General features: G+C 70.6%; 16 protein-coding genes, 2 tRNA genes and 2 pseudogenes. 14 read left to right on the forward strand and 6 right to left on the reverse strand.

Going from position 1 to position 24,579, the window contains the following annotated elements:
• Positions 1–407: 407 nt before the first annotated feature.
• The 9 genes and pseudogenes from dnaN to NQO67_RS10155 all read left to right on the forward strand — a co-directional run bounded on the left by dnaN (position 408) and on the right by NQO67_RS10155 (position 11,500).
• Positions 408–1,538, forward strand: coding sequence for a DNA polymerase III subunit beta (dnaN, locus tag NQO67_RS10120; RefSeq protein ID WP_255949472.1), 1,131 nt, complete (start codon positions 408–410; stop codon positions 1,536–1,538).
• A gap of 213 nt (positions 1,539–1,751) precedes the next feature.
• Entirely contained in the window at positions 1,752–2,627 is an 876-nt protein-coding gene (gene gnd / locus NQO67_RS10125; protein ID WP_255949473.1) for a phosphogluconate dehydrogenase (NAD(+)-dependent, decarboxylating), read from the forward strand.
• Between the two features lie 181 nt (positions 2,628–2,808).
• Positions 2,809–3,741: pseudogene (recF, locus tag NQO67_RS10130) on the forward strand (DNA replication/repair protein RecF); the annotation flags it as partial.
• A gap of 180 nt (positions 3,742–3,921) precedes the next feature.
• A pseudogene (locus tag NQO67_RS44200) lies at positions 3,922–4,110 on the forward strand (DNA replication/repair protein RecF); the annotation flags it as partial.
• A gap of 248 nt (positions 4,111–4,358) precedes the next feature.
• Positions 4,359–4,973 carry a DciA family protein gene (locus NQO67_RS10135; protein WP_255949646.1) on the forward strand — a complete coding sequence of 205 codons (615 nt, stop codon included), beginning with the start codon at positions 4,359–4,361 and terminating at the stop codon, positions 4,971–4,973.
• 685 nt (positions 4,974–5,658) lie between these two features.
• Positions 5,659–7,776: a DNA topoisomerase (ATP-hydrolyzing) subunit B gene (gene gyrB, locus NQO67_RS10140; protein ID WP_308295639.1), complete on the forward strand. Its 2,118-nt coding sequence runs from the start codon at positions 5,659–5,661 to the stop codon at positions 7,774–7,776.
• 90 nt (positions 7,777–7,866) lie between these two features.
• Positions 7,867–10,560 carry a DNA gyrase subunit A gene (gene gyrA / locus NQO67_RS10145; RefSeq protein ID WP_255949475.1) on the forward strand — a complete coding sequence of 898 codons (2,694 nt, stop codon included), beginning with the start codon at positions 7,867–7,869 and terminating at the stop codon, positions 10,558–10,560.
• Between the two features lie 15 nt (positions 10,561–10,575).
• Positions 10,576–11,310 carry a DUF3566 domain-containing protein gene (locus NQO67_RS10150; RefSeq protein WP_374118941.1) on the forward strand — a complete coding sequence of 245 codons (735 nt, stop codon included), beginning with the start codon at positions 10,576–10,578 and terminating at the stop codon, positions 11,308–11,310.
• Positions 11,311–11,426: 116 nt separating this feature from the next.
• Positions 11,427–11,500, forward strand: a tRNA-Ile gene (locus NQO67_RS10155).
• 275 nt (positions 11,501–11,775) lie between these two features.
• Here NQO67_RS10155 and NQO67_RS10160 read toward each other — a convergent pair.
• Positions 11,776–12,684, reverse strand: a complete 909-nt coding sequence (locus NQO67_RS10160) for a DUF6344 domain-containing protein (protein WP_255949476.1) — start codon at positions 12,682–12,684, stop codon at positions 11,776–11,778.
• A gap of 336 nt (positions 12,685–13,020) precedes the next feature.
• Here NQO67_RS10160 and NQO67_RS10165 point away from each other — a divergent pair, with 336 nt between their 5' ends.
• Positions 13,021–13,149: a DLW-39 family protein gene (locus NQO67_RS10165; RefSeq protein WP_255949477.1), complete on the forward strand. Its 129-nt coding sequence runs from the start codon at positions 13,021–13,023 to the stop codon at positions 13,147–13,149.
• A 394-nt stretch (positions 13,150–13,543) separates the two neighbouring features.
• Complete coding sequence (locus NQO67_RS10170) at positions 13,544–14,977, forward strand: hypothetical protein (protein WP_255949478.1); 1,434 nt, start codon at positions 13,544–13,546, stop codon at positions 14,975–14,977.
• 21 nt (positions 14,978–14,998) lie between these two features.
• Here the strand turns inward: NQO67_RS10170 and NQO67_RS10175 are convergent, their stop codons facing one another.
• Positions 14,999–17,119: a serine/threonine-protein kinase gene (locus NQO67_RS10175; RefSeq protein ID WP_255949479.1), complete on the reverse strand. Its 2,121-nt coding sequence runs from the start codon at positions 17,117–17,119 to the stop codon at positions 14,999–15,001.
• A 68-nt stretch (positions 17,120–17,187) separates the two neighbouring features.
• Entirely contained in the window at positions 17,188–17,736 is a 549-nt protein-coding gene (locus tag NQO67_RS10180) for a helix-turn-helix domain-containing protein (RefSeq protein ID WP_255949480.1), read from the reverse strand.
• A 190-nt stretch (positions 17,737–17,926) separates the two neighbouring features.
• On the opposite strand from NQO67_RS10180, the gene NQO67_RS10185 reads away from it, so the two are divergent.
• Positions 17,927–17,999 (forward strand) — tRNA-Ala (locus NQO67_RS10185).
• A 318-nt stretch (positions 18,000–18,317) separates the two neighbouring features.
• Positions 18,318–19,109, forward strand: coding sequence for a DUF3592 domain-containing protein (locus tag NQO67_RS10190; protein WP_255949481.1), 792 nt, complete (start codon positions 18,318–18,320; stop codon positions 19,107–19,109).
• Positions 19,110–19,219: 110 nt separating this feature from the next.
• Here NQO67_RS10190 and NQO67_RS10195 read toward each other — a convergent pair whose 3' ends face one another.
• Positions 19,220–20,179, reverse strand: a complete 960-nt coding sequence (locus tag NQO67_RS10195; protein ID WP_255949482.1) for a D-2-hydroxyacid dehydrogenase family protein — start codon at positions 20,177–20,179, stop codon at positions 19,220–19,222.
• Positions 20,180–20,502: 323 nt separating this feature from the next.
• Between NQO67_RS10195 and NQO67_RS10200 the strand changes: the two genes are divergently transcribed.
• Positions 20,503–21,744 carry a styrene monooxygenase/indole monooxygenase family protein gene (locus tag NQO67_RS10200; protein ID WP_255949483.1) on the forward strand — a complete coding sequence of 414 codons (1,242 nt, stop codon included), beginning with the start codon at positions 20,503–20,505 and terminating at the stop codon, positions 21,742–21,744.
• A gap of 106 nt (positions 21,745–21,850) precedes the next feature.
• On the opposite strand, the gene NQO67_RS10205 is transcribed toward NQO67_RS10200, so the two are convergent.
• The gene (locus tag NQO67_RS10205; RefSeq protein WP_255949484.1) at positions 21,851–23,074 is read right to left on the reverse strand and encodes a phospholipase D-like domain-containing protein; all 1,224 of its coding nucleotides are present in this window, start codon (positions 23,072–23,074) and stop codon (positions 21,851–21,853) included.
• A 95-nt stretch (positions 23,075–23,169) separates the two neighbouring features.
• Positions 23,170–24,483 carry a GH25 family lysozyme gene (locus NQO67_RS10210; protein WP_255949485.1) on the reverse strand — a complete coding sequence of 438 codons (1,314 nt, stop codon included), beginning with the start codon at positions 24,481–24,483 and terminating at the stop codon, positions 23,170–23,172.
• Between the last annotated feature and the right edge of the window lie 96 nt (positions 24,484–24,579).

Below are 24,579 nucleotides of genomic sequence, written 5' to 3' on the forward strand. Positions count from 1 at the left end.
TTTCCTCGTCCACAGAGAGCCCTGGTTGTCCACGGGCTCCACCCACAGGGGCAGTGGATAAAAAACGGCACCTGAGCTGCGAAAACGCGGTTATCCACGGTTTCCACAGGCCCTACTACTACCCCCACACTGTTAGAGCCAGGAATCCGTTTCGAAGTGGGTGCTGTGCACAACTCAGGGCGCACGGCCGCTGCGTGCGCCCCCTCCGCCTGATGCGACTTGACCCGACGGGCCTCTACTGTCAGTGCAGTGCGTCAGACTGTTCCCCGGTGTCCTTCCCCGCACGGGGGCCGGTGACACAGAGCAGACGATGCACAGCGACCAGACATCACACGCCGGCACGGTGAGCGCCGGTGGAGCGAGAACGGCGGCGACAGGCGGCCGGCAACAGCGGGAGGCGGCTTACGGTGAAGATCCGGGTGGAACGCGACGTACTCGCGGAGGCAGTGGCCTGGGCGGCCCGCAGCCTCCCGGCCCGTCCGCCGGCGCCCGTCCTCGCGGGCCTGCTCCTGAAGGCCGACGACGGCGCCCTGAGCCTCTCCAGCTTCGACTACGAGGTCTCGGCGCGGGTCTCCGTCGAAGCCGAGGTCGAGGAGGAGGGCACGGTCCTCGTCTCCGGCCGGCTGCTGGCCGACATCGCCCGCAACCTGCCCAACAGGCCCGTGGAGATTTCCACAGACGGTGTACGGGCGAGCGTCGTCTGCGGCTCCTCCCGGTTCACCCTCCACACCCTGCCTGTGGAGGAGTACCCGACGCTGCCGCAGATGCCCTCGGCGACCGGCACCGTCCCCGGTGAGGTCTTCGCCGCCGCAGCCGACCAGGTGGCCATCGCCGCCGGCCGCGACGACACCCTCCCGGTGCTCACCGGCGTCCGGATCGAGATCGAGGGCGACAAGGTCACCCTGGCCTCCACCGACCGCTACCGCTTCGCCGTACGCGAGTTCCTGTGGAAGCCCGAGGAGCCGGAGGTCTCCGCGGTCGCCCTGGTGCCCGCCAAGACGCTCCAGGACACCGCCAAGGCGCTCACCAGCGGGGACAATGTCACCATCGCCCTGTCCGGGTCCGGAGCCGGCGAGGGCCTGATCGGTTTCGAGGGCGCCGGGCGGCGCACCACGACCCGGCTGCTCGAAGGCGACCTGCCGAAGTACCGCACCCTGTTCCCCACGGAGTTCAACTCCGTCGCCGTCATCGAGACCGACCCCTTCGTGGAGGCCGTCAAGCGTGTCGCGCTGGTGGCCGAGCGGAACACGCCGGTGCGGCTGAGCTTCGAGCAGGGCGTGCTCACCCTGGAAGCCGGGTCGAGCGACGATGCACAGGCTGTGGAAAGGGTCGACGCCCAGCTGGAGGGCGACGACATCTCGATCGCCTTCAACCCGACGTTCCTGCTGGACGGGCTCAAGGCGATCGACTCCCCGGTCGCCCAGCTGTCGTTCACCACCTCCACCAAGCCGGCGCTGCTGAGCGGCCGGCCCGCGGTGGACGCCGAGGCGGACGAGGCGTACAAGTACCTGATCATGCCGGTGCGGCTGTCGGGCTGACGCTCAGTCGTCCGTCCGCCCTCTGAACCCCGTGGTTCCGGCTCCCTGCGCCCCCGCGAAAGCGGTCTTCACCCGCAGGGATGCCGGAACGACTGAGCGGCTGAGCCCACAGGTGTGCATGAGGCTCCCGGCGTACCCTCGTATCCGGGGTACGCATGTGCCGTACCGCGGTCACGTGCCGTCAAGACACACCACGCTACTTAAGGATCACTGATGGAGCTCGGTCTCGTCGGCCTCGGCAAAATGGGCGGCAACATGCGCGAGCGCATCCGCCTCGCCGGCCACACCGTCATCGGCTACGACCGCAATCCGGACCTGGCTGACGTCGACAGCCTGCGGGAGCTGGTCGGCCGGCTGAAGGGCCCCCGGGTGGTGTGGGTGATGGTGCCGGCCGGAGCCGCCACCCAGGCCACCATCGACGAGCTGGGCGAGCTCCTGGAGCCCGGTGACGTCGTCGTGGACGGTGGGAACTCCCGGTGGACGGACGACGAGAAGCACGCCGTGGAGCTGGGCCTCAAGCAGATCGGCTTCGTGGACTGCGGCGTCTCCGGCGGCGTCTGGGGTCTGGAGAACGGCTACGCGCTGATGTACGGCGGCGCCAAGGAGCACGTCGAGAAGGTGCAGCCGATCTTCGACGCGCTGAAGCCGGAGGGCGAGTTCGGCGCGGTGCACGCCGGCAAGGTCGGCGCCGGCCACTTCGCCAAGATGGTCCACAACGGCATCGAGTACGCCATGATGCAGGCCTACGCCGAGGGCTGGGAGCTGCTGGAGGCGGTCCACTCGGTCACCGACGTCCGGGAGGTCTTCCGCTCCTGGCAGTCCGGCACCGTGATCCGTTCCTGGCTGCTCGACCTCGCGGTCAACGCACTCGACGAGGACGAGCACCTCGACCAGCTCAAGGGTTATGCACAGGACTCCGGCGAGGGCCGGTGGACCGTGGAGGCCGCCATCGACAACGCGGTACCGCTGCCGACCATCACCGCCTCGCTCTTCGCCCGGTTCGGCTCCCGCCAGGACGACTCCCCGCAGATGAAGATGATCGCCGCGCTGCGCAACCAGTTCGGCGGTCACTCGGTCGAGAAGGCCTGACCCGCCGCCACGCGCGGGCGCACCCCAGCACCCGGGCAGGCACCGGGCGCGCAGAGCCCACAGCAGGCGCCCGGCGCCGGGTGGCGCGGCCCCATCGCCCCGCTATCGCACCACCAGACACACCAGCACCACACGCCCCGCACGATCACACGGCAGCACCAGGGGAGGTAGGCGCCCGGCCATGCACCTCACGCATCTGTCCCTCGCCGACTTCCGCTCGTACGCGCGGGTGGACGTCGTGCTGGAGCCCGGGGTCACGGCGTTCGTCGGGCCCAACGGGCAGGGCAAGACCAATCTCGTCGAGGCCGTGGGCTACCTGGCCACGCTCGGCAGCCACCGGGTCTCGTCGGACGCGCCCCTGGTGCGCATGGGCGCCGAGCGCGCCGTCATTCGAGCCGCCGTCAGCCAGGGCGAGCGCCGTCAGCTGATCGAACTCGAACTCAATCCGGGCAAGGCCAACCGCGCCCGCATCAATCGATCGTCGCAGGTCAAGCCGCGTGACGTGGTGGGTATCGTGCGGACCGTGCTGTTCGCGCCGGAGGACCTGGCGCTGGTCAAGGGCGACCCGGGCGAGCGCCGGCGCTTCCTCGACGAGCTGATCACGGCGCGTGCGCCGCGCATGGCGGGGGTGCGTGCCGACTACGACCGGGTGCTCAAGCAGCGCAACACCCTGCTCAAGTCCGCCGCGCTGGCCCGCCGGCACGGCGGCCGTTCCCTCGACCTGTCCACCCTGGACGTCTGGGACCAGCACCTGGCGCGTGCGGGCGCCGAGCTGCTGGCCCAGCGGCTCGCCCTGATCTCCGCGCTCCAGCCGCTCGCCGACAAGGCGTACGAGCAGCTGGCGCCCGGCGGCGGCCCGGTCGGCCTGGAGTACAAGTCGTCGGCGCCCGGCGAGGGCCACACGCGCGACGAGTTGTTCGAGCAGCTCATGGGTGCCCTCACGGCCGCCCGCAAGCAGGAGATCGAACGCGGCGTGACGCTCGCCGGACCGCACCGCGACGACCTCGTGCTCCGGCTCGGCCGGCTGCCGGCGAAGGGGTACGCGAGCCACGGCGAGTCCTGGTCCTGTGCGTTGGCGCTGCGGCTGGCCTCGTACGACCTGCTGCGCGCCGAGGACCCCTGGGGCCTGCAACCGATCCCCGGACTGACGGCGGACGCCGGCCCGGCGCCGGCCGCTCCTGCCGGCGACCCCGCATCGGCGGCCGATCCCTCGCAAGCGGCACCCGGCGCACCCGGCGTCGACCCGGGTGCCCCCGGCGCACCCGCTCCCCAGACCCCTACTCCTGCCCGCCGTGCCGGTGAGCCGGTGCTCGTCCTGGACGATGTCTTCGCCGAGCTGGACGCCCGTCGCCGTGAGCGCCTCGCCGAACTGGTGGCCCCGGGCGAGCAGGTGCTGGTGACGGCCGCGGTGGACGACGATGTGCCGGCCGCGCTGAAGGGCCGGCGGTACGCGGTCGCCGAAGGCCGGGTAGACGCCCCATGACCAACGACACACCCCCCGCCGGCCGCCCCGGCCAGTGGCCCGGCGCCGCTCCCCGCCCCGGCGAGCGTCCCGCGTACGGACGGCCCCCGGGCGCCGCCGGCGCCCCCGATCCCGGCCGGCGGACACCCGGCGCCCGTGATGCCGCTCGGCCGCTCTCCGGGGCGCGTGGCGGGCCCGGCGCGCCCGCGCACGACTCCCGCCCTTCCACCGCTTCCCGACCGCTCCCGGGCGGCACCTCGCAACCGCGCCTGGACGACGCCTCCCCACCGCTCCCCGTCGACCCGCCCGCCTCCGCATCGTCCCCGTCGTCCGCATCAAGCGACCCGTCTTCCCCCGGCGCCGCCCCGCGCCCCCCGGCACCGCCGTCCGGCGTCGACCTCGCGCGCGCCGCGTTGCGCGCCGCCAAGGAGCAGGCCCGTGAGCGCGGTGCGCTCGTGCAGCAGAAGAAGCAGGCGCGCAGGGGCGGTCTCAGGTCGGGTGCGCGGGCCGACGGGCGCGACCCGGTACCGCTGGCTTCGGCCATTCGTCGGCTGATCACCGACCAGGCATGGGAGACCCCGGCCGCCGTGGGCGGCGTCATGGGGCGCTGGCCGCAGATCGTCGGCGACGACCTGGCCCACCACTGCGTACCGCTCTCCTATGACGACGATCCCGAGGAGCGGGTACTGACCGTCCAGTGCGACTCCACGGCCTGGGCGACGCAGGTACGGCTGCTGGCCCCGCAGTTGCTGGCCCGGCTCAACCAGGACCTGGGACAGGGCACCGTCAAGCGCATCAAGGTGCAGGGACCGCACGCGCCCGTGCGCCGTTTTGGTCCCCTTCGCGCCCCTGGCAGCAGGGGCCCGAGAGACACCTATGGGTGACCGCGCGAGCACGCTCCGTACGTCTTGGGGACGGTAGCTGGGGGTTCACCGCCCGAAGCGCTGAGTGCCGCTGTGAGCGTCTTGGGGGCTGGGCCCGCATATGGGGAGTCGGCAGAGGCCGGTTCAGGGCGGCACATGCGGACTCAGGTACCCGCAAACCCCCATCACTGTCTGCGCTACCGGTAGACTGGAGCCAATCTCGTCCTTTCCAGGATGGGACCCCCGCACAGAACGCCCATCACACGCCGAACACCAGCCACAAGGTCGACACCGGCCCGGCACAACCCGACCGACGCCGGCCCTGGTGGTGGGCCTGTGCACCAGCGCGACCCAGGCAGTACCGCACCGAATAGCACCGAGCAGAACCCGAGCAACCCAGGACAAACCCGAGCAGTATCGATCAACCCGTGAACTGACCTCGTCCCTGATCCCCGACCCCGCTCCCTGTCTTCCTGATCCCTACCGATCACCCTCCCCAATGACCCCCGCATAACCGCTGCATCCAGATCCCGCTGTATCCAGCCGCACCACAGCCGAGCTACCGCTGAGCGACAGCACCCGCGACGCCGGGCGACCGGCAGCGCCGAACCTCCGCACCGCTGAGCCTCGCTGAGCAAGCAACGCTGACCCGGCTTACCTACGCACCACGCCGCAGCCGCTCCGGCGCACGCCGGTACCGAAGGTTGTGCTGTGCCAGAAAGGGCGCTTCGTGGCCGATTCCGGCAACCCCAACGAGAACATCCCGTCCATTGCTCCAGGCGAGTCCGCCGAGTCCCTGGTGGGGACCCCCGAACCCGCCGACGGGGCACCGGCCACCACGGAGGCCGCCGCGTACGACGCCAGTGCCATCACGGTGCTGGAGGGCCTCGACGCGGTCCGCAAGCGGCCGGGCATGTACATCGGCTCGACCGGTGAGCGTGGCCTGCACCACCTCGTGCAAGAGGTCGTGGACAACTCCGTCGACGAGGCGCTGGGCGGTTACGCGGACACCATCGATGTCACGATCATGGCTGACGGCGGCGTGCGTGTCACGGACAACGGGCGTGGCATTCCGGTGGGCATCGTGCCGTCCGAGAACAAGCCGGCCGTCGAGGTCGTGATGACCGTGCTGCACGCGGGCGGCAAGTTCGGCGGCGGCGGATACGCGGTCTCCGGCGGTCTGCACGGCGTCGGCGTCTCGGTGGTGAACGCCCTGTCCAGCAAGGTCGCCGTCGAGGTCAAGTGTGACGGCTACCGCTGGACGCAGGACTACAAGATGGGCGTCCCCACCGCCCCGCTCAAGCGGAACGAGCCGACCGAGGAGACCGGCACCACCGTCTCCTTCTGGGCCGACCCGGACGTCTTCGAGACCACGGACTACTCGTTCGAGACGCTCTCCCGCCGCTTCCAGGAGATGGCGTTCCTGAACAAGGGCCTGACGATCCGGCTCACCGACGAGCGCGAGTCCGCCAAGGCCACCAGCGGCGCGGACGCCGGAGAAGCGGTCGACGAGACCGCCTTCGAGCCGCGCACGGTCGCGTACTGCTACGAGGGCGGCATCGTCGACTTCGTGAAGTACCTCAACTCCCGCAAGGGCGACGTCGTCCACGACACCGTGATCGCGATCGAGACCGAGGACAAGGACAAGATGATGTCCCTCGCGGTCGCGATGCAGTGGAACAGCGGCTACAGCGAGGGCGTCTACTCGTTCGCCAACATCATCCACACCCACGAGGGCGGCACCCACGAAGAGGGCTTCCGCGCTGCGCTGACCAGCCTGATCAACCGCTACGCGCGCGACAAGAAGCTGCTGCGCGACAAGGACGACAACCTCACGGGCGACGACATCCGCGAGGGCCTGACCGCGATCATCTCGGTCAAGCTCGCCGAGCCGCAGTTCGAGGGCCAGACGAAGACCAAGCTCGGCAACACCGAGGTGAAGACCTTCGTCCAGAAGGTCGTCCACGAGCACCTGACCGACTGGCTGGACCGCAATCCGAACGAGGCCGCGGACATCATCCGCAAGAGCATCCAGGCGGCCACCGCGCGCGTGGCGGCCCGCAAGGCGCGCGACCTGACCCGCCGCAAGGGCCTGCTGGAGACCGCGTCGCTGCCCGGCAAGCTCTCCGACTGCCAGTCGAACGACCCCACCAAGTGCGAGATCTTCATCGTGGAGGGCGACTCGGCAGGCGGCTCGGCGAAGTCCGGGCGTGACCCCATGTACCAGGCCATCCTGCCCATCCGCGGCAAGATCCTGAACGTGGAGAAGGCCCGCATCGACAAGATCCTGCACAACCAGGAGATCCAGGCGCTGATCTCGGCCTTCGGCACCGGCGTGCACGAGGACTTCGACATCGACAAGCTCCGCTATCACAAGATCATCCTGATGGCGGACGCCGACGTCGACGGCCAGCACATCAACACCCTGCTGCTGACCTTCCTCTTCCGCTTCATGCGCCCCCTGGTGGAGGCCGGGCACGTCTTCCTCTCCCGCCCCCCGCTGTACAAGATCAAGTGGGGTCGGGACGACTTCGAGTACGCCTACTCGGACCGTGAGCGCGACGCCCTGATCGAGCTCGGCCGCCAGAACGGCAAGCGCACCCGCGAGGACTCCGTCCAGCGCTTCAAGGGCCTTGGCGAGATGAACGCCGAGGAGTTGCGCGTCACCACCATGGACCAGGAGCACCGGGTCCTCGGCCAGGTCACCCTCGACGACGCCGCCCAGGCCGACGACCTGTTCTCGGTCCTGATGGGCGAGGACGTGGAGGCCCGCCGCCAGTTCATCCAGCGCAACGCCAAGGACGTCCGCTTCCTCGACATCTGATCACCGCCGCCGGCCGTGGCACGCCCCGTACCGCGGCCGGCACCGGATGCGACCGGATGCGAGAAGTCCGAAAGGAATTGAGTTACGGCTATGGCCGACGAGAACACCCCCACCCCGCCGCAGGGCCCCGAAGGACCCGGACCCGACGTCCCCGAAGGCCTCGTGGGCATCGAGGACCCCGCGGCCCTGGCCATGCGTGTCGAACCCGTCGGGCTCGAGACGGAGATGCAGCGGTCGTATCTCGACTACGCGATGTCCGTCATCGTCTCCCGCGCCCTGCCGGACGTACGCGACGGCCTCAAGCCCGTGCACCGCCGCGTGCTGTACGCCATGTACGACGGCGGCTACCGCCCCGAGAAGGGCTTCTACAAGTGCGCCCGCGTCGTCGGCGACGTCATGGGCAACTACCACCCGCACGGCGACTCCTCCATCTACGACGCGCTGGTGCGCCTCGCCCAGCCCTGGTCGATGCGGATGCCGCTGGTCGACTCCAACGGCAACTTCGGCTCGCCCGGCAACGACCCGGCCGCGGCCATGCGCTACACCGAGTGCAAGATGGCGCCGCTGTCCATGGAGATGGTCCGCGACATCGACGAGGACACCGTCGACTTCACGGACAACTACGACGGCCGCTCCCAGGAGCCCACCGTCCTGCCGTCCCGCTTCCCGAACCTGCTGATCAACGGCTCGGCAGGCATCGCGGTCGGCATGGCGACCAACATCCCCCCGCACAACCTGCGCGAGGTCGCCGACGGCGCCCAGTGGTACCTCCAGCACCCGGAGGCCAGCCACGAGGAGCTGCTCGACGCCCTGATCGAGCGCATCAAGGGCCCCGACTTCCCGACCGGCGCCCTGGTGGTCGGCCGCAAGGGCATCGAAGAGGCCTACCGCACCGGCCGCGGCTCCATCACGATGCGCGCGGTGGTGAACGTCGAGGAGATCCAGGGCCGCCAGTGCCTGGTCGTCACCGAGCTGCCCTACCAGGTCAACCCGGACAACCTGGCACAGAAGATCGCCGACCTCGTCAAGGACGGCAGGGTCGGCGGCATCGCCGACGTCCGCGACGAGACGTCCTCGCGCACCGGCCAGCGCCTGGTGATCGTCCTCAAGCGTGACGCGGTCGCCAAGGTCGTCCTGAACAACCTCTACAAGCACACCGACCTCCAGACCAACTTCGGCGCCAACATGCTGGCGCTGGTCGACGGCGTGCCGCGCACCCTGTCCCTGGACGCGTTCATCCGCCACTGGGTGACGCACCAGGTCGAGGTCATCGTGCGGCGCACCCGCTTCCGGCTGCGCAAGGCCGAGGAGCGCGCCCACATCCTGCGCGGCCTGCTCAAGGCCCTGGACGCGATCGACGAGGTCATCGCCCTGATCCGCGCCAGCGACACGGTCGAGATCGCCCGCACCGGCCTGATGGGCCTGCTGGAGATCGACGAGATCCAGGCCAACGCCATCCTGGAGATGCAGCTGCGCCGGCTGGCCGCCCTGGAACGCCAGAAGATCGTCCAGGAGCACGACGAACTCCAGGCCAAGATCACCGAATACAACGAGATCCTGGCCTCCCCCACCCGTCAGCGTGGCATCATCAGCGAGGAACTCGCCGCGCTCGTCGAGAAGTTCGGCGAGGACCGGCGCACCATGCTGGTGCCCTTCGACGGCGACATGTCCATCGAGGACCTGATCGCCGAGGAGGACATCGTCGTCACCGTCACCCGCGGCGGCTACGTCAAGCGCACCAAGACCGACGACTACCGCGCCCAGAAGCGCGGCGGCAAGGGCGTGCGCGGCACCAAGCTCAGGGAAGACGACATCGTCGACCACTTCTTCGTGTCGACGACGCACCACTGGCTGCTGTTCTTCACCAACAAGGGCCGGGTCTACCGCGCCAAGGCGTACGAACTGCCCGATGTCGGCCGGGACTCCCGCGGCCAGCACGTGGCCAATCTGCTCGCCTTCCAGCCGGATGAGTCGATCGCCCAGATCCTCGCCATCCGCGACTACGAGGCCACCCCCTACCTGGTGCTCGCCACCAAGGCAGGCCTGGTCAAGAAGACCCCGCTCAAGGACTACGACTCGCCACGCTCCGGCGGCGTCATCGCGATCAACCTCCGTGAGATGGACGGCGGTCCGAACGGCACACCCGACGAGCTGATCGGCGCCGAGCTGGTCTCCGCCGAGGACGACCTGCTGCTCATCAGCAAGAAGGCCCAGTCGATCCGGTTCACGGCGACCGACGACGCGCTGCGCCCGATGGGCCGGGCCACCTCCGGCGTGAAGGGCATGTCGTTCCGCGAGGGTGACGAACTCCTCTCGATGAATGTCGTCAGGACCGGTACGTTCGTGTTCACCGCCACCGACGGTGGGTACGCGAAGCGGACCGCCGTCGACGAGTACCGCGTCCAGGGCCGCGGTGGCCTGGGCATCAAGGCCGCCAAGATCGTGGAAGACCGTGGCTCGCTCGTCGGGGCGCTGGTCGTCGAGGAGACCGACGAGATCCTCGCCATCACGCTCGGCGGCGGTGTGATCCGCACCCGGGTCAACGAAGTCAGGGAGACCGGTCGTGACACCATGGGCGTCCAGCTGATCAACCTCGGCAAGCGCGACGCCGTGGTCGGCATCGCCCGCAACGCGGAGGCCGGCCGCGAGGCCGAGGAAGTCGATGCAGCCGACGGAACCGACGACGCCGGCGAAGCCGCGGGCGACGCGGGCACCGGCGGGACGGATGAGGGCCAGGCGGCCCCCGGTACGGCCGGGGACACCCCGGCTGCATCGGACGAGTAGTACGAGGAGCACGTCGTGAGCGGAGCCACGGATCCGAGAGCGGGGCAACCCGCAGCAGGCGGTGCGGACGAGGTCCGTGGCGCCGCCACTGACGCGCAGGCTCATGGACCCCAGGGGGGAACTGTGACGGACATGCGAGGGGCGGCACAGGCCGGCCCTTACGACGGCCCCGGCGCCCAGCAGGGATACGGCGCCGCCGGAGCGCCCCCCGGGGCCCCGCCGCCGTCCGCGACGCCCCTGCCGAACGAGCGCATGCCGCAGCAGCAGTCCGCCCAGCCGTACCACCCGCCGCAGGCCTACCAGACGGGCGCGGGTGCCGGCGTGGGCGCCGGAGCCGGCGCCATGCGCCGTCCGCGCACCGGCGCGAGCACCACGCCGCGTACCCGCAAGGCCCGGCTGCGGGTGGCCAAGGCCGACCCGTGGTCCGTGATGAAGGTCAGCTTCCTGCTCTCCATAGCCCTCGGCGTCTGCACGGTGGTCGCCGCCGCGGTGCTGTGGATGGTGATGGACGCGATGGGCGTGTTCTCCACCGTGGGACACACGATCTCCGAAGCCACCGGCTCCAACGAGTCGAACGGCTTCGACCTGGAGTCCTACCTGTCGCTGCCGCACGTGCTGATGTTCACCGGCGTCATCGCCGTCATCGACGTGGTGCTGGCCACGGCACTGGCCACCCTGGGCGCCTTCATCTACAACCTGTCCGCCGGTTTCGTCGGCGGCATCGAGGTGACCCTGGCGGAAGACGAGTGACAGACGCGTGACGGCGGGACGCGGCGGTTATCGATTTTGGGACTCACCGCGTCGTGCGCTAATCTTCAGTGGTCAGCGCGCGTAGTGCCCGGCTGGGCAGGCGACTGACGAAGAACGGGGCTATAGCTCAGACGGTTAGAGCGCTTCCCTGATAAGGAAGAGGCCACAGGTTCAAGTCCTGTTAGCCCCACGAAGGCGATGGGCGAGGTGTGTCCGCGGAGAGCGCGGACCGCCTCGCCTTCCTTGTTTTTGCTCGGCTTTGCCTCGCCTGGCGGGGGCTGCCGCCACCCGCACCCCCGCTTCCGGCGCCTCCCGCGTTCCGGGGTTCCGACGCCTCCGGGGTTCCGGGGTGCTGGGCTGGGGGCCGTGGGTGTGGTTCGGGCGGCGGGTGGGGCTGGACGCGGTGAAGGCCCGGCTGCTCCTGGGGAGTTGCCGGGCCTTCCGGTACGCGGAGGCTGGTGGACCTCAGGTCGCCGGTTGCGCGGCCTCGGCCGGCGTGGCCGCGGGGGCCTCGGAGACGGGGCTCTGCGCGTCCTGGGCGGTGGCCGCGGGCTCGGCCGCTGCGGCCGCCTCGGCGGCGGTGCGCAGGGCCGCCTGGAACAGTGCCGTGTGGGGGCCCTGGGCGAGGATCACGAGCCGCGGGCGGGACGCGCTGGCCGGACGCACCTCGACCATCGGGGCGGTCGCGTTCTGCGCCTCCGGGGCGGCGGCGGGGGCGGCCGCGGGCGTGGCGGCGGGGGCGGCCTCAGCGGTCACGGGGGCGGGGAGGATGCGGGCCGGAGAGTTCGACGTGCCGCTTGCGGACTCGTCGTGGCTGGACCTGGCGTCGTCCTTGCCGTGCTCGTCCTTGCCCTTGTCGTGCTTCTTGCCGTACTTGTCGTGGTCCTTCTTGCCGTGCTCGTCGCCGTACTTCTTGTGGTCCTTCTCGGAGTAGTCCTTGCCGTCGTCGTGCTTCTTGTCGGCTTCGGCGTACCGGGGGTCGGCGGCGGTCGTGGTGGACGTCTCCGTGGTCGCGGTGTCCGAGGTGGTGGGGGCGGTCCGGGCGGCCGTGGGGGTGGTCGCGGTGTCGGCCGTGGAGTCCGCCGGGGCCTCGTCGGTGGTCTGCTCCGCGGCCGGTCGGCAGGACGGGGACGCGCCGTGGGCCTCCGCCGAGATGCGCTGCCTCATCGTGGGGGGCCGGGGCTGGTCGCTCGACGGGGTCCAGGGCGCCGGTGCCGGGAACTCTTCCGCGGGAGCGGCGACGCAGTTGCGGGTCTGCGCCTGCTCTTGTACGGACGTGGCGGTCGCCGTGGTGGCGAAACCAAAGGAGGCGAGTACCGCCATGAAGGCGGTGACGAGGACGGTCCACAGCTTCATGACCTTGTTTCCGGTCATGGCCCCTCACTTTCGGGTCGGGCGATTTGCGTACATTCCTCATGTTGTGTATACGGTGGCCGGGGTGTGGGACCGACGCTCATCGCGGCGGGATCTTCTGATGAACAGCACTCGGATAGCCGCTCGCGGGCTGAAAATCTGGAAATACGCTCGTTCGGCGGGCTTTTCTGTCGATCGACTGTCGTTTCCGGTCTCGGGCGGGCGGATCGAGGAGCCTCCCGACAGGTCTCGATGGGGCGTCAGTTGGGGCGGGACGCAGATCACCGATCGATATAGATCGATGTGTATAGTCGGGCGCCAGAAGTCCCCTACGTCAAAGAAAGACGAGGTCGCGCGGTGAAGAAGCTTCTCTTGCTGGCATTGGTCGCCATCGGCGGGCTCCTCGTGTACCGCCAGGTCCAGGCGGATCGCGCCGAGCAGGATCTGTGGACGGAGGCGACCGACTCCGTGCCCACGGGTTCGTGAGTATCCCCAACGGTTTTGCCAGGGCCCCGACCGCCGAAGCGGCCGGGGCCCTCTGCTGTCCGCGCCCGCGGTCGAGCCCGGTCGTCTCGGTGGGGTGAACCCGAGAACCTTTGGCCACGGAATTCACGTAAGCGAATGATCACCGGGCAGATCGGGTGCCGCATCTCCATGTCGGTCCGCGCCCCGGCGTGCGTACGGCGCTCAGCGGGGCGTGCGGCGTCCGGCAGGCGGTGAACAAGCCGGATGTAACGGGCGATTGAGCTGATCAGACGGACAGTGGCCGCATGGGGAGGGCAGGATGGTGGGCCGCTGCGGGTGCCGTGCGTCGGGCGCGGGGCAGGGCGCGCGCACCAGGACGCCGAGCGTACGGGAGGGGTGGCACCTGATGGGGCGCGTGACGAGGCGACTCGGGATGGGGCGGCTCAGGGCGGCACGGCACGGCGGCCACACCTCGTCGGCAGGTCCGGAGGCCAGGGTTCCACGGGTGGCGCCGGGCTGCCGGACCGTGCTGGCCGCCGCGGCTGCGTTGTGCACCATGGCCGTTCTGCCGGGCGTGGCTGTGGCGGACGACGACGAGGGCATCCCGAATCCCTACGCCTACGCGGGTGGCGCGCAGACCGTCGAGGGCGGCGGCAGCGTCGATGCCGCCCGGCAGATCTCACCGGACGCCACCGTGCAGAGCTCCATCGGCCCGGGAGGCGGCGGTTCCCAGGGCAAGCGTTACTACAGCATGGCGCTGGACGCGGCGGACAACGTCTACGTGTCCGTGACGGCCGTACCCCGGCTCGGTACCAAGGTGGCCTACGACGACGGCATAAAGGTGACCCTCCAGGACGGCGAGGGGAGCACCTGCTCCACCGGCGACGCGCAGTTCGACCCCGCGGCGAGCCCCCGGCCGGTGTCCGCCGTCGCCACCCGCATGATCCAGCCCCAGAGCTCCGGCGCCTGCCAGCAGGCCGGCACGTACTACCTGCTCGTCGAGCGCACCACGGGGGCCGACTCCTCGCTCGACGAGTGGGGCCTGGAGATCCACGGTGTCTCCGAGCCGGGCCTCAGGACCGCGGAGCCGGAGTCGTCCACCCCGCCCGACGCCTGGGCCTCCACCTCTCCCACCCCGCCGTCCGGTCAGCCCCAGGAGCGGCCCGGCGGCAGCAGCTTCAGCACCGCCAGTGGCCTGACGAACGGCGCCTGGCAGGACCACATCAGTCCAGGCCAGACGCTGTTCTACCGGGTGCCCGTCGGCTGGGGCCAGCAGATCTTCGCCCAGGCCGAGCTGACCGGAGCGGAGGACGGTTCCGACGAGTCCCACGATTCGGATGGCCCGGGCGATGACTCCGTGGGATCGCCGCTGGTCATGACGTTGTACAACCCCGTACGGAGTCTCGTCGACACCGCGCACGCGCTGTACCAGGGCGAGCGGGCGACTGCCGCGTTGCGCCCGCTGCCCCCGGCCGCGTACGGGAACCGGAACGCCGACGACTCCCGGACCGCAGCGATGCGCCTCGGGGGCTCGTACTACCTGGCGATCACCCTCGATCCGGGGGTCGCGAAGTTCGGCAGCGGTGCGTACCGGGTGAGTCTCGCCGTGACCGTTCGAGGCCATGCCCGACAGAGCCCCGACTACGCGGGATCGCCGAAGCCCACCGACGCGTTCGTGGTCACGCCTCCGGACCAGCGGACCGCCGAGCCCGAGACCGCGTCCGATGCCCCCACCCACAACGACGGCATGAAGCTGCTCGCCGCCGCCTCGCTGGGCACGGGCACCCTGCTGGTCTTGGTCCTGGCCGTCTGGACCCTGCTGGCCAGGCGACGCGTCACTGCGCCGTAGCGCCGGCTGCCGCCGCCCGGGTCACATCTGGGTGAGGGCCCAGATGCCCACCGCGAAGCAGACCAGGGCGAGCAGGAGCATGGGGACCGCCACGTGCCGGGGCGGTCCCGGCTTGCGCTGGCGCGCCCTGTGCCGTGCCGCACGCCCCTCGCGCGGGGGCGCGGTGGTGTGCGGGGTGGCCGAGGGGGACGGACCGGCGTGCGTGCCGTCCGTGGGCGTGACACCGGTCTGCGAGGAGTACTCCTGCTGAGCCGTGCCGGCCGCACCGTGCGACTCGGGCGGAAGCGGTGCGCTGTACGGCTGGCCGTACGGGTCGTGCGGCCCGTGTGAGGTGTACGGGCGGGTGGGCGACGTCTCCCGCTGGGCCGGGGTGGTCGGTGCCTGGGAGGGATCCTGCGTCAGCGGCGCCGGCGCGCCCATGGCCGCCTGACCGGGCACGCTCGGGTGCACGCCGGACGGGTCCAGCGGGTACGGCGGAGCCTGGTGTGCCGGAGGCACCGGCGCGGATGGGCCCTGTGGCTGCTGGAGACCGTGTCCCAGGCTCGGGTCGGCGGCCGGGACCGGGGTGGCGGGTGCCGGGGGCGCGGACGGCGCCGAGCCCGTCGAGGCAGCTGCGGTGGGCGGTACGGGGGGAACGGGAGTGGCGGGGGAACCGGAAGCGGGGGGAGCCACGGGAGACCCGGACGACGGTCCCGCCAGTGACGGGGGCGCGGGGTGCGCTACACCGGAGTGCGGTCCCGTCGGGTGCACGCCGCTCTGGCCGGTGTGGGGCTGACCCGCCTGCTGAGGCTCATACCCCGAGCCTTCATGCAACGGATCCGCAGCTGGGGCCCCCGACTGGGCACCGTCCCCCTGGGCCGGATCTCCGCCCTGTGCGGCATCTCCCCCCTGCGCCCCGACCGCCGACGACGCGTCCTGCTGCCCGCCGTGCGGGGAGCCGTCCTGCGGGGGAGACGAGGGGGACGAGAGAGACGAGGCAGAGGAGAGAGACGAGGGGGACGAAGGCGGCAAGGAGGACGAGGGCGGCAAGGGTGGACCGCTGAGAGAGGCCGTGTCCGGGACATGCGGCCCATAGGCAGGTGGTGGCGGCACGGGGTAGCTGCCGCTCTCCGGCGCCGGCGGTGGTGGCTGCGTGGCCGAGGGCGCTGATGGCACGGACGGTGCGGACGGCACGGACGGTGCGGAAGGGGGTTGGGTGGCGGACGGCGGTTGCGCGGGGATGGGGTCCGCGCCGGGGCCCGGGGGCTGCCGTGGCGCCGAGGGCACCGGCCCGTGCGGTCCGAAACCTGCGGGCAGGGGGCCGATCTGGTCGAAGACCTCCACCACCTCGTCGTCCGGCCCCGGCTCGGGCAGCATTTCTGCGGCGTGCAGGAGCGCCTTGCGCGCCCCCGTGGCCGTACGGAACCGGGCCTCCGGATCGGGTTGGAGCAGGCTGGCGAGGACCTGCCAGAGGGGCTCGGGGATGTTCTTCGGGGCGGGCGGGGTGCCGTGCGCGGTGAAGTGTTCGACCAGTGCCTTGGCGTCGGGCTTGGCGCCCTCCAGCAGGTACAGCGCGACCAGGCCCACCGCGAAGAGGTCGGCGGGGAAGTCCGGTTCGGCGCCGGCGGCCTGCTCCGGCGCGAAGTAACCGGGCGTTCCGACCACGAAGTTGGTGTCCGTCAGCCGTGGCTCGCCCTTGCGCATCGAGACGCCGAAGTCGGAAAGGCGCAGGTGGGGACGGCGGGTGCCGGTGGCTTCGAGCAGGATGTTCGCGGGCTTGATGTCGCGGTGCACCACGCCCTCGGCGTGCACGGCGGCCACTCCGGACAACAACTGGTCGATCAGGGTGCAGACGAACGGCGGCGGCAGCGGGCCGTAGTCCCCGATGAGATGGGCCAGCGAGCCGCCGCCGACCAGGTCCATGGTGAACAGGACCTTGTCGTCGTCGGCGGCCCAGCTGGCCGGGGCGAGCACGTGGGGGTGATCGATCCGCACGGCCTGCTCGCGCACGAATCTCAGCAGGGTGTGCGCGTCGCTCTGCTGGAGGACCTTGGCGGCCACGTACCGGCGGCGCCGGTGGTCCCAGGCACGCCAGACGGCGCCGACTCCCCCGCGTCCGATCGGGTCGACCAGTTCGTACCGGCCGGCGAAGACCTCACCCATGGTCGTGCGTCGCTCTCTTTCGGCAGGGCGGCGATGGGCGCCGCCTCAGCTCTGGTGCGGCTGGTGCCTCAGCTCTGGTGCGCCTGGTAGTGCGCGACCGCGTCCGCCGTGCGACCCGCGCCGTACACGCGCAGGAACTCTGCCAGCTCCGGATGGCTGGGGGCCAGGGAGTCCGCCGCCTCGATGATGTCACCGGCCGCCGCCACCGAGCGCAGCAACGACTGGATCTCGCGTACCACTCGCCGGACCGTCGGAACCCCCGAACTGTTGGTCGTCTGCGCGGTGTTGCTCAGCACCGACCCGCCCTGCGACCGCCTGATCTCCTCCATGCGCTCGGTCGCCTCGCCGGCGCTCACGGTGCCGTCGGCGACCAGTCCGGAGAGTTCCTGGAGGAGCTGGACGCGCTGCACCACCGCGGGGTTTCCGATCTTGGCCCGTTGGCCGCTCATCAGCTGGGAGAGCATGGGAGCCGAGAGTCCGAGCACCCCGGCGAGCCGCGCCTGGTTGAGGCCCAGATCATCGATGAGCCTGCGGAAGAGCGCCCCCAACGGCTCCCCGTACCAGTTCCGTTGCAGCTCGCGGGCTCTGGCGGTGGCTTCCTGTTGTGCGGCATCCATGGCGTCTCCCCATCGCTTCCCCAAGATCCGCGGTTCGCTCCAGCGAACCCGTGGGGGGCATCCTACGGAGAGTGGTCGCCCGCTGGGACCCCAATCCTTTTGCGGGACACCCACGGGGACCCGGTATTCTGTTCCCTGGCACCCACCGGATCGGGATTCCCCGTGGACCTCGACCGGACTGCCTCCCCTCGGGGCCTTAGCTCAGTTGGTAGAGCGCTGTCTTTGCATGGCAGATGTCAGGGGTTCGACTCCCCTAGGCTCCACTCTGTAAACACCCTCCGACCTGCGGAAACGCGGTGTCGGAGGGTGTTTTTCGTGATCACCAGATGCCTACCGGTGGGCCGTATCCGTGCCCATCGGAGGCGGGGGAGCTCCTGGTTTTCCAGAGGTTTGCGGGTCGGCGTCTCACTCCCCGTGGGTCTGGGGCTCCAGGTGCTCCGGATGCTCGCCGGCGTGCCGGGGTGGGCGCTTGGCCCCGCTCGCTGTCGGCCTTGTTTCGTGGCCTTGTCCGTGTGGCGGGGGCTGCGGGAGGCTGGCTGCGCCCGGGTGATGCCGTGCCTCTCGGTTGGGGGGAGTGTCTGGTGGACGACTGGAGCGGGGTATGGACCGTGGGCGGGCTCGGCGCGCTGTTCACGGGAACATCGGGGTGGGCGATGCTTCGGGCGCGGCGGCTGCGTGGGCGCGGCGTCCCCGCTCAGGCGGTGGTGATGGCACAGCAGGGCGGGCAGTTGCAGCGACCGGTGATGGCGTTCACCACACGCGATGGCCGGACGATACGGGTCACCTCTCCCGTCGGCAGCAACTATTCGGAGTTCCTGCCCGGCCGCACCCTCACCCTCTACTACGACCCCGCCGACCCCGAGTCGGTCTCCGTACCCGACCACGAGGCCGGTACCCACCGCATCCTCCTGGCTGTGGGACTGCTGATGCTCGGCCTGACGGCCGGCATCGCGGTGTTCGGCGACCGCATGGAAGCGTTGATGTGCGGGATTCCGCTGTTCATGGGATCCGTGTTCATGGGCATCGGTCTCTTCGGCGTCGGACGTGCGTGGCGGGTCAAGCACGGCGGTAGGACGGAGGGCGTCGTGGTCGGGGCCGTCGCCGCGGAGAGCAGGCACGGCTTGCCGGTGTACCACGTGATCGTCCGCTACTTCGCCCCGAACGGCACCATGATCGAAGTCCCCTCGATGCAGGGGCATTTTCCCAGGCCGCCGGTACCGGGCACACCGGTGGGCGTCTGTTACGACCCCGCCAACCCGCAGCGGATGATGCTGGCCCACGAGCACGCCGAGCCGGTGTTCTGGATCTTCGGCATCCTCGGCGTCGTCCTGTCGACCATCGGGGTGTTCGTGCTCGTCGCGGTCCTGTTCTGACCAGGGGTGAGCGCGGACGAGTCAGGTTGGCCGGCTTGATGACGTGTTCGGCGGCGTGCACCACGGCTCGTTCGAACACCTCTTCGGCTGTGGAGCTGCTCGGCGGGACATCAGCCGAGGAGGCGTACCGGGGTGCCGGCGAGGTAGGCCTCGATGTCCTCGACGGCCTGCCCGTAGTACCGGAGGTAGTTGTTCCGGGAGACGTAGCCGAGGTGCGGTGTCGCGAGGAGCCGGGGCGCGGTGCGCATCGGGTGGTCCGCGGGCAGCGGCTCGGTGTCGAAGACGTCGACGCCGGCTCCGGCGATGCGGCCCTCGTGTAGTGCGGCGAGCAGTGCGTCCTGGTCGACGAGGGCCGCACGGGACGTGTTGACCAGGTACGCGGTGGGCTTGAGCAGGGCCAGTTCGGGGGCGCCGAGCAGGCCTCGGGTCCGATCGCCGAGCACCAGGTGGATCGAGACGAAGTCGCTCCCGCGCAGCAGGTCCTCCTTGGCAGGTGCCAGCTGGACGCCGACCTCGTCCGCGCGCTCCTTGGTGAGGTTCTGGCTCCAGGCGGTCACCTCCATTCCGAAGGCGAGGCCCACCTGGGCGACCCGGCTGCCGATCTTGCCGAGGCCGAGCAGGCCCAGTCGTTGCCCGTGCAGGTCGGCGCCAACGGTGGACTGCCAGGGGCCGCCCGACCGCAGGGCGTCGTTCTCGGTGACGACGCCCCGGGCGAGGGCGAGCAGCAGCGCCCAGGTCAGCTCGACGGGCGGGGTGGGGGAGCTCTCGGTGCCGCAGATCGTCACGCCGTTGCGCTCGGCGGCCGCGTAATCGATGACCGAGTTCCGCATGCCGGAGGCGACGAGCAGTTTCAGCCGGGGCAGCCGGTCGAGCAGGGAGGCGGGGAAGGGGACGCGCTCCCGCAGGGTCACTGCGATGTCGAACCCGACCAGTGCGTCGGCCAGTTCGTCCTCGGCGGCGAGGTGCCGGGTGAAGCTGACGACGTCCACCCGGTCCTGGACGGGGGTCCAGTCGGCCGAGCCGGTGGCGGTGTTCTGGTAGTCGTCGAGCACAGCGCATCGAAGCCGCATGCCAGTCATCTCCGTGGGTTCCGCGGGGCTGTCGGGTTCCGTCAGCCTCATGTACGGGGGGTGGCACTGACTCCGGGCGAGCTGTGCCAGGGCGGTGGTGCCGGTGTTGCCGACGAAGCAACTGTCGCTCGCTGGCTCCCCCTGCGTCCTGCCCTGCCACAGGCCCGGCGCACACATGCGCCGGGCCCCGTCGGGGTAGGGGCCCTGGTATGCCGGCTGTGCTCGTCCTCGGCCGGTGGACATCAGCCCTTCCGGGGCGTGAGTGCCGCCCCGCCCGGCCTGACCCGGCCGCCGGTGAGCGCCCGCGACCAGGGAGGACGCCCATGCCACGGATAGGCATCATCGGAGCAGGAGTCGCCGGACTCCACCTCGGCCTGCTGCTGCGCCAGCACGACGTGCCCGTCACCCTCTACACCGATCGCAGCCCCCACGACCTGGCGACGAGCAGGTTGCAGGCCACGGTCGCGCACCATGCGCCGACCCTTCAGCGCGAGAAGGACCTCGGCGTGCACTTCTGGCCTGACGCCGAGTACGGCTACACGTGCCATCACCACTATGTGGGCGGCGAGCAGCCCCTGCGGTTCCGCGGTGACTTCACCCGCCCGTCCTCGGCCGTCGACCAGCGGCTCTACCTGCCCGCGCTCGCCGAGGCCTACGAGAACCAGGGCGGGGACCTGCGGGTGGGTCGTGTCGAGGCGGGTGACCTCACCACCCTCGCGGACCGGCACGAGCTGCTGGTGGTGGCCGCCGGGCGCTCCGCGTTCAGCCCGCTCTTCGCGAGCCGGGACGCGTACAGCCCCTTCCGGGAGCCGCAGCGAAGGCTCTGTGCCGGGCTCTACCACGGCATACGCCCCGCCGATCCCAAGGGAGTGACGCTCAGCATCGCCCCCGGACACGGTGAACTCATCGAGATCCCGCTGTTCTCCCGCGACGGGCATGTGTCCGCGCTGCTCTTCGAGAGCGTCCCGGGCAGCGGGCAGGACGTGCTCAACGACCTTTCCTACGAAGAGGATCCGGCGCTCTTCCTCCGGGCCGTGCGGGATCAGCTGGCCGCCCGCCATCCCGATGTCTTCGAGCGGATCGTGCCCGGCGAGTTCGATCTCACGGGACCGCTCGACCTTGTCCAGGGTGCCCTGACGCCCACGGTGCGCGAGGACTTCGCCCGTCTTCCGAACGGGCGTTACGCACTGGCGGTCGGGGACGCCCACACCGTCGTCGACCCGATCGTCGGGCAGGGCGCCAACGCGGCGTCCCACTCCGCCTGGGTCACAGGTGAGGAGATCGGCGCGGATCTCGCTCTGGACGAGCTGTTCTGCCGCCGGGTCGCGCAGCGCCGTGCCGATGTCGTCCTCGGTGCCGCCCAGTGGAGCAACTTCATGGTCCAGCCGCCCGCGGCCCATCTGCTGGAGTTGCTCGTGGCGATGAGCGGGTGCCAGTCGGCCGCCGACGCATTCACGGACAACTTCGGCCATCCGGACCGCCAATGGCGCATCGTCGCCACCGCGGAGCGCACCCATGCCTTCCTGGAGCGGCACGGCGCCGCGTTGCCACCGGCGGCACCCTGAGCCCGCGCCCCGCGCCCACCGAGCCCCAGGACGATCGGGCCCTTGCGTCCCGGCTGAACGCGGGACCGCAGGGGCTCGTCGTGCATCGAGCCGGTTCGGCCTGTCGTCAGGAGCCCTCGCAATAGCTCATCAGGGTGTCGTGGTTGGCCTTGAACTGGTCGTAGAGCGCCGAGTTGTCGATCTTCAAGAGGGTCTCGTCATTGGCGCGCAGGGACGGATAGCTGTAGTTGTGGCTGCCGGTCCACACCAGCTTCTTGTTGGCCACGCCGTCGTAGGTGCCGCTGATGAGCAGGTACTTGGAGTGCAGACCGACGTTGACGCCGCTGGTCCGGGTCTCGTAGCACTGCACGCGCTTGGTGAGCTTGCCCGACAGGATGGTCTCGACGGCGGAGCTCATCGACCCGGGATTGCCGTCGTAGGCGAGGTAGACCGCGCACCCCGCGTTCTTGAGGGAGACCAGCTTCGAGGCGACCTCGTCGCGGGTGAACAGGTTGGCGGCCATGCGTATCTGGGTGCCGCCGGAGCAGCTCACGTTGTCCAGGATGAGCTTGACGGTGTCGGTGGCCGCGTTGTTGTTGTACTCGGTGCCGGAGGCCTCCTGGCGGGGGAAGAAGTACGCCTTGTACCCACCGCTGGAGGGCGTCTTGTAGTAGTTGCTCAGGCCCGTGGACGAGGTGCCGTACTTCAGCAGGTCGGCGAAGTACGCCTGGTAGATGTCGTACAGGCCGGCGTCGGGGATCGTCACCGCGTTGTTGAACAGGTCGGTGCGCTGGGTGTTGGTCATGTTCGCCGACGTCTGGACCACCACGTCGCTCGCCCCGCCGGTGGAGGAGAACAGGAAGAACTTGTTGTGGTTGATCGCGCCGTCGGCGTCGGAGGGCAGCTTGCGGGTGCCCAGGCAGCCGCGTCCGGCGGGACACGCGAACACCCAGGACGGCTGGGCCCGGTCGGTGCCGAGGCCGTCGGTGAGGGTCGTGTACTCCCCACCGGTCATCGTGACCGTCGTGTGGTCGAGGATCACCTTGACGTTGACGCCGCGGGCCTTGGCCGCGACGAGCGCGTCGGCGACCGGGTCCTCGGTGAAGGTGTACATCGCGACCGTGATGGTGGACCCGGCCGCGGCCCCGTCTATCAGGTCGATGATGTGGTCGCGTATGCGGCTCTGCGCGGCGGTGTCGCCCGCGGGGTCGTTGAAGGTGGCGGTGGTCGTCACGGCCGCGGCGGTGTGCGCTTCGGCGGAGGCGGCGGCGTTGACCGGGGCCGCGGCGGCGGTGATGAGGCCGGCTGCGGCAGCGGTCGCGAGCAGCAGGGTGGTGTGGCGGTGTGCCAAGAGAAGCTCCCTCGTTGTTGTATCCATGACAATGCACAGAACGGGGTGCCGCTATGCACGCCGGCACAGCGGCACCACGCCCTGATGCCGGTCGCTCAGGCGAGCAGGGCCTGCCAGGTGTTCGGTCCGACGATTCCGTCGGCGGTCAGGCCCGCGCCGGACTGGAAGGAGACCACCGCGGCCCGGGTCGCCGCGCCGAACTCGCCGTCGACCTCGAGTGCGGCCCCGTGCTCGTTCAGCTCGGCCTGCACGGCCTTCGTCGCCGGGCCGCTGTCGCCCTCCTTGACGTAGCTGATCAGCGACTGCCAGGTGCTCGGGCCGACGATTCCGTCGGCGGTCAGGCCCGCGTCGGTCTGGAACGAGACCACCGCGGCGCGGGTGGCGGCGTCGAACTGGCCGTTGACGGTCAGCGCCGCCCCGTGCGCGTTCAGCAGGTACTGCACCGTGGTGACCAGCCGGCCGCTCTGGCCCTCGGAGACCGTGGGCCAGTTGCCGGCCTGCGCGGGCGGCGGGGTGTAATCGGCGTGGGCGAAGGCCTTCAGGTCGTCGAGGCTGCCGTTGAACACGTCCTGGTCGCCGGGGAAGGTTCCGCCGTCGTCCGTCTGCCAGACCGTGTAGCCCGCCCAGCCGTTGGGCAGCGGGGTCGGCGCGCTGCCGTAGTTGGCTATCCACAGCGGCGAGGTGCCGCCGAATCCGGCGTAGTTGCCCGTGCAGGTGATCCACCAGTCCGTGGTGGAGTAGATCGCCGGGTAGACGCCGGTGCGGGAGTGGTACTCGTCGCGGAACGCGGCGATCCAGCTCACCATGGTGCTCTTGCCGAGTCCGTAGCAGGTGTTTCCGCTGGGGGCGTACTCGATGTCGAGGGCCCCGGGCAGGGTCCTGCCGTCGTCCGTCCAGGCACCGCCGTGGTCGACGAAGAAGTCGGCCTGGGCGACGGCGCCCGAGGTGTCGGGGCGTGCGAAGTGGTAGGCGCCGCGGATGAGCCCGGCGGCGGCCGAGCCGTTGTACTGCTGGGAGAACTGCCCGCTGGTGTAGGTGGTGCCTTCCGTCGCCTTGACGTAGGCGAAGGAGGCGCCGTTCGCGGCCACCGAAGCCCAGTTGACGTTCTCCTGGTAGCCGCTCACGTCGAGCCCTTTCGGCAGCCCTGCCGTGGCCGCCCGCACGGCGGCGGGGTCGGCCTGCCCGGCGGCCCGCCCGGCGAGGCCTGACCCGGCGTGGTGGGCGCGCTCGTCCCCGGCGGCGTGGTGGGCGGCGGCGCTGCCTGCCGGGGCAGTGGCGGTCCCGGCCGCGGCGCTCGTCTGGGCCAGGCTCAGCAGCAGCAGGGACGCGGCGGTGGCCGTCGCCAGCCGCGGCCAGCGTCTCGCCCTGCTTGCCGTCGCCGCGCGGGCAGGTCTGGGGGGCGTCTTCATGGGGTGTCCTCCGGTGGGGTGGGTGTCCGCCGTCTGTGGCGGGTGTTCGTCGTCTGTGGCGGGTGTCCGTCGTCGTGGTCCGGTGCGGTGGTTCCG

It is taken from the genome of Streptomyces odontomachi (assembly GCF_024435355.1).
Lineage (GTDB): Bacteria > Actinomycetota > Actinomycetes > Streptomycetales > Streptomycetaceae > Streptomyces > Streptomyces odontomachi.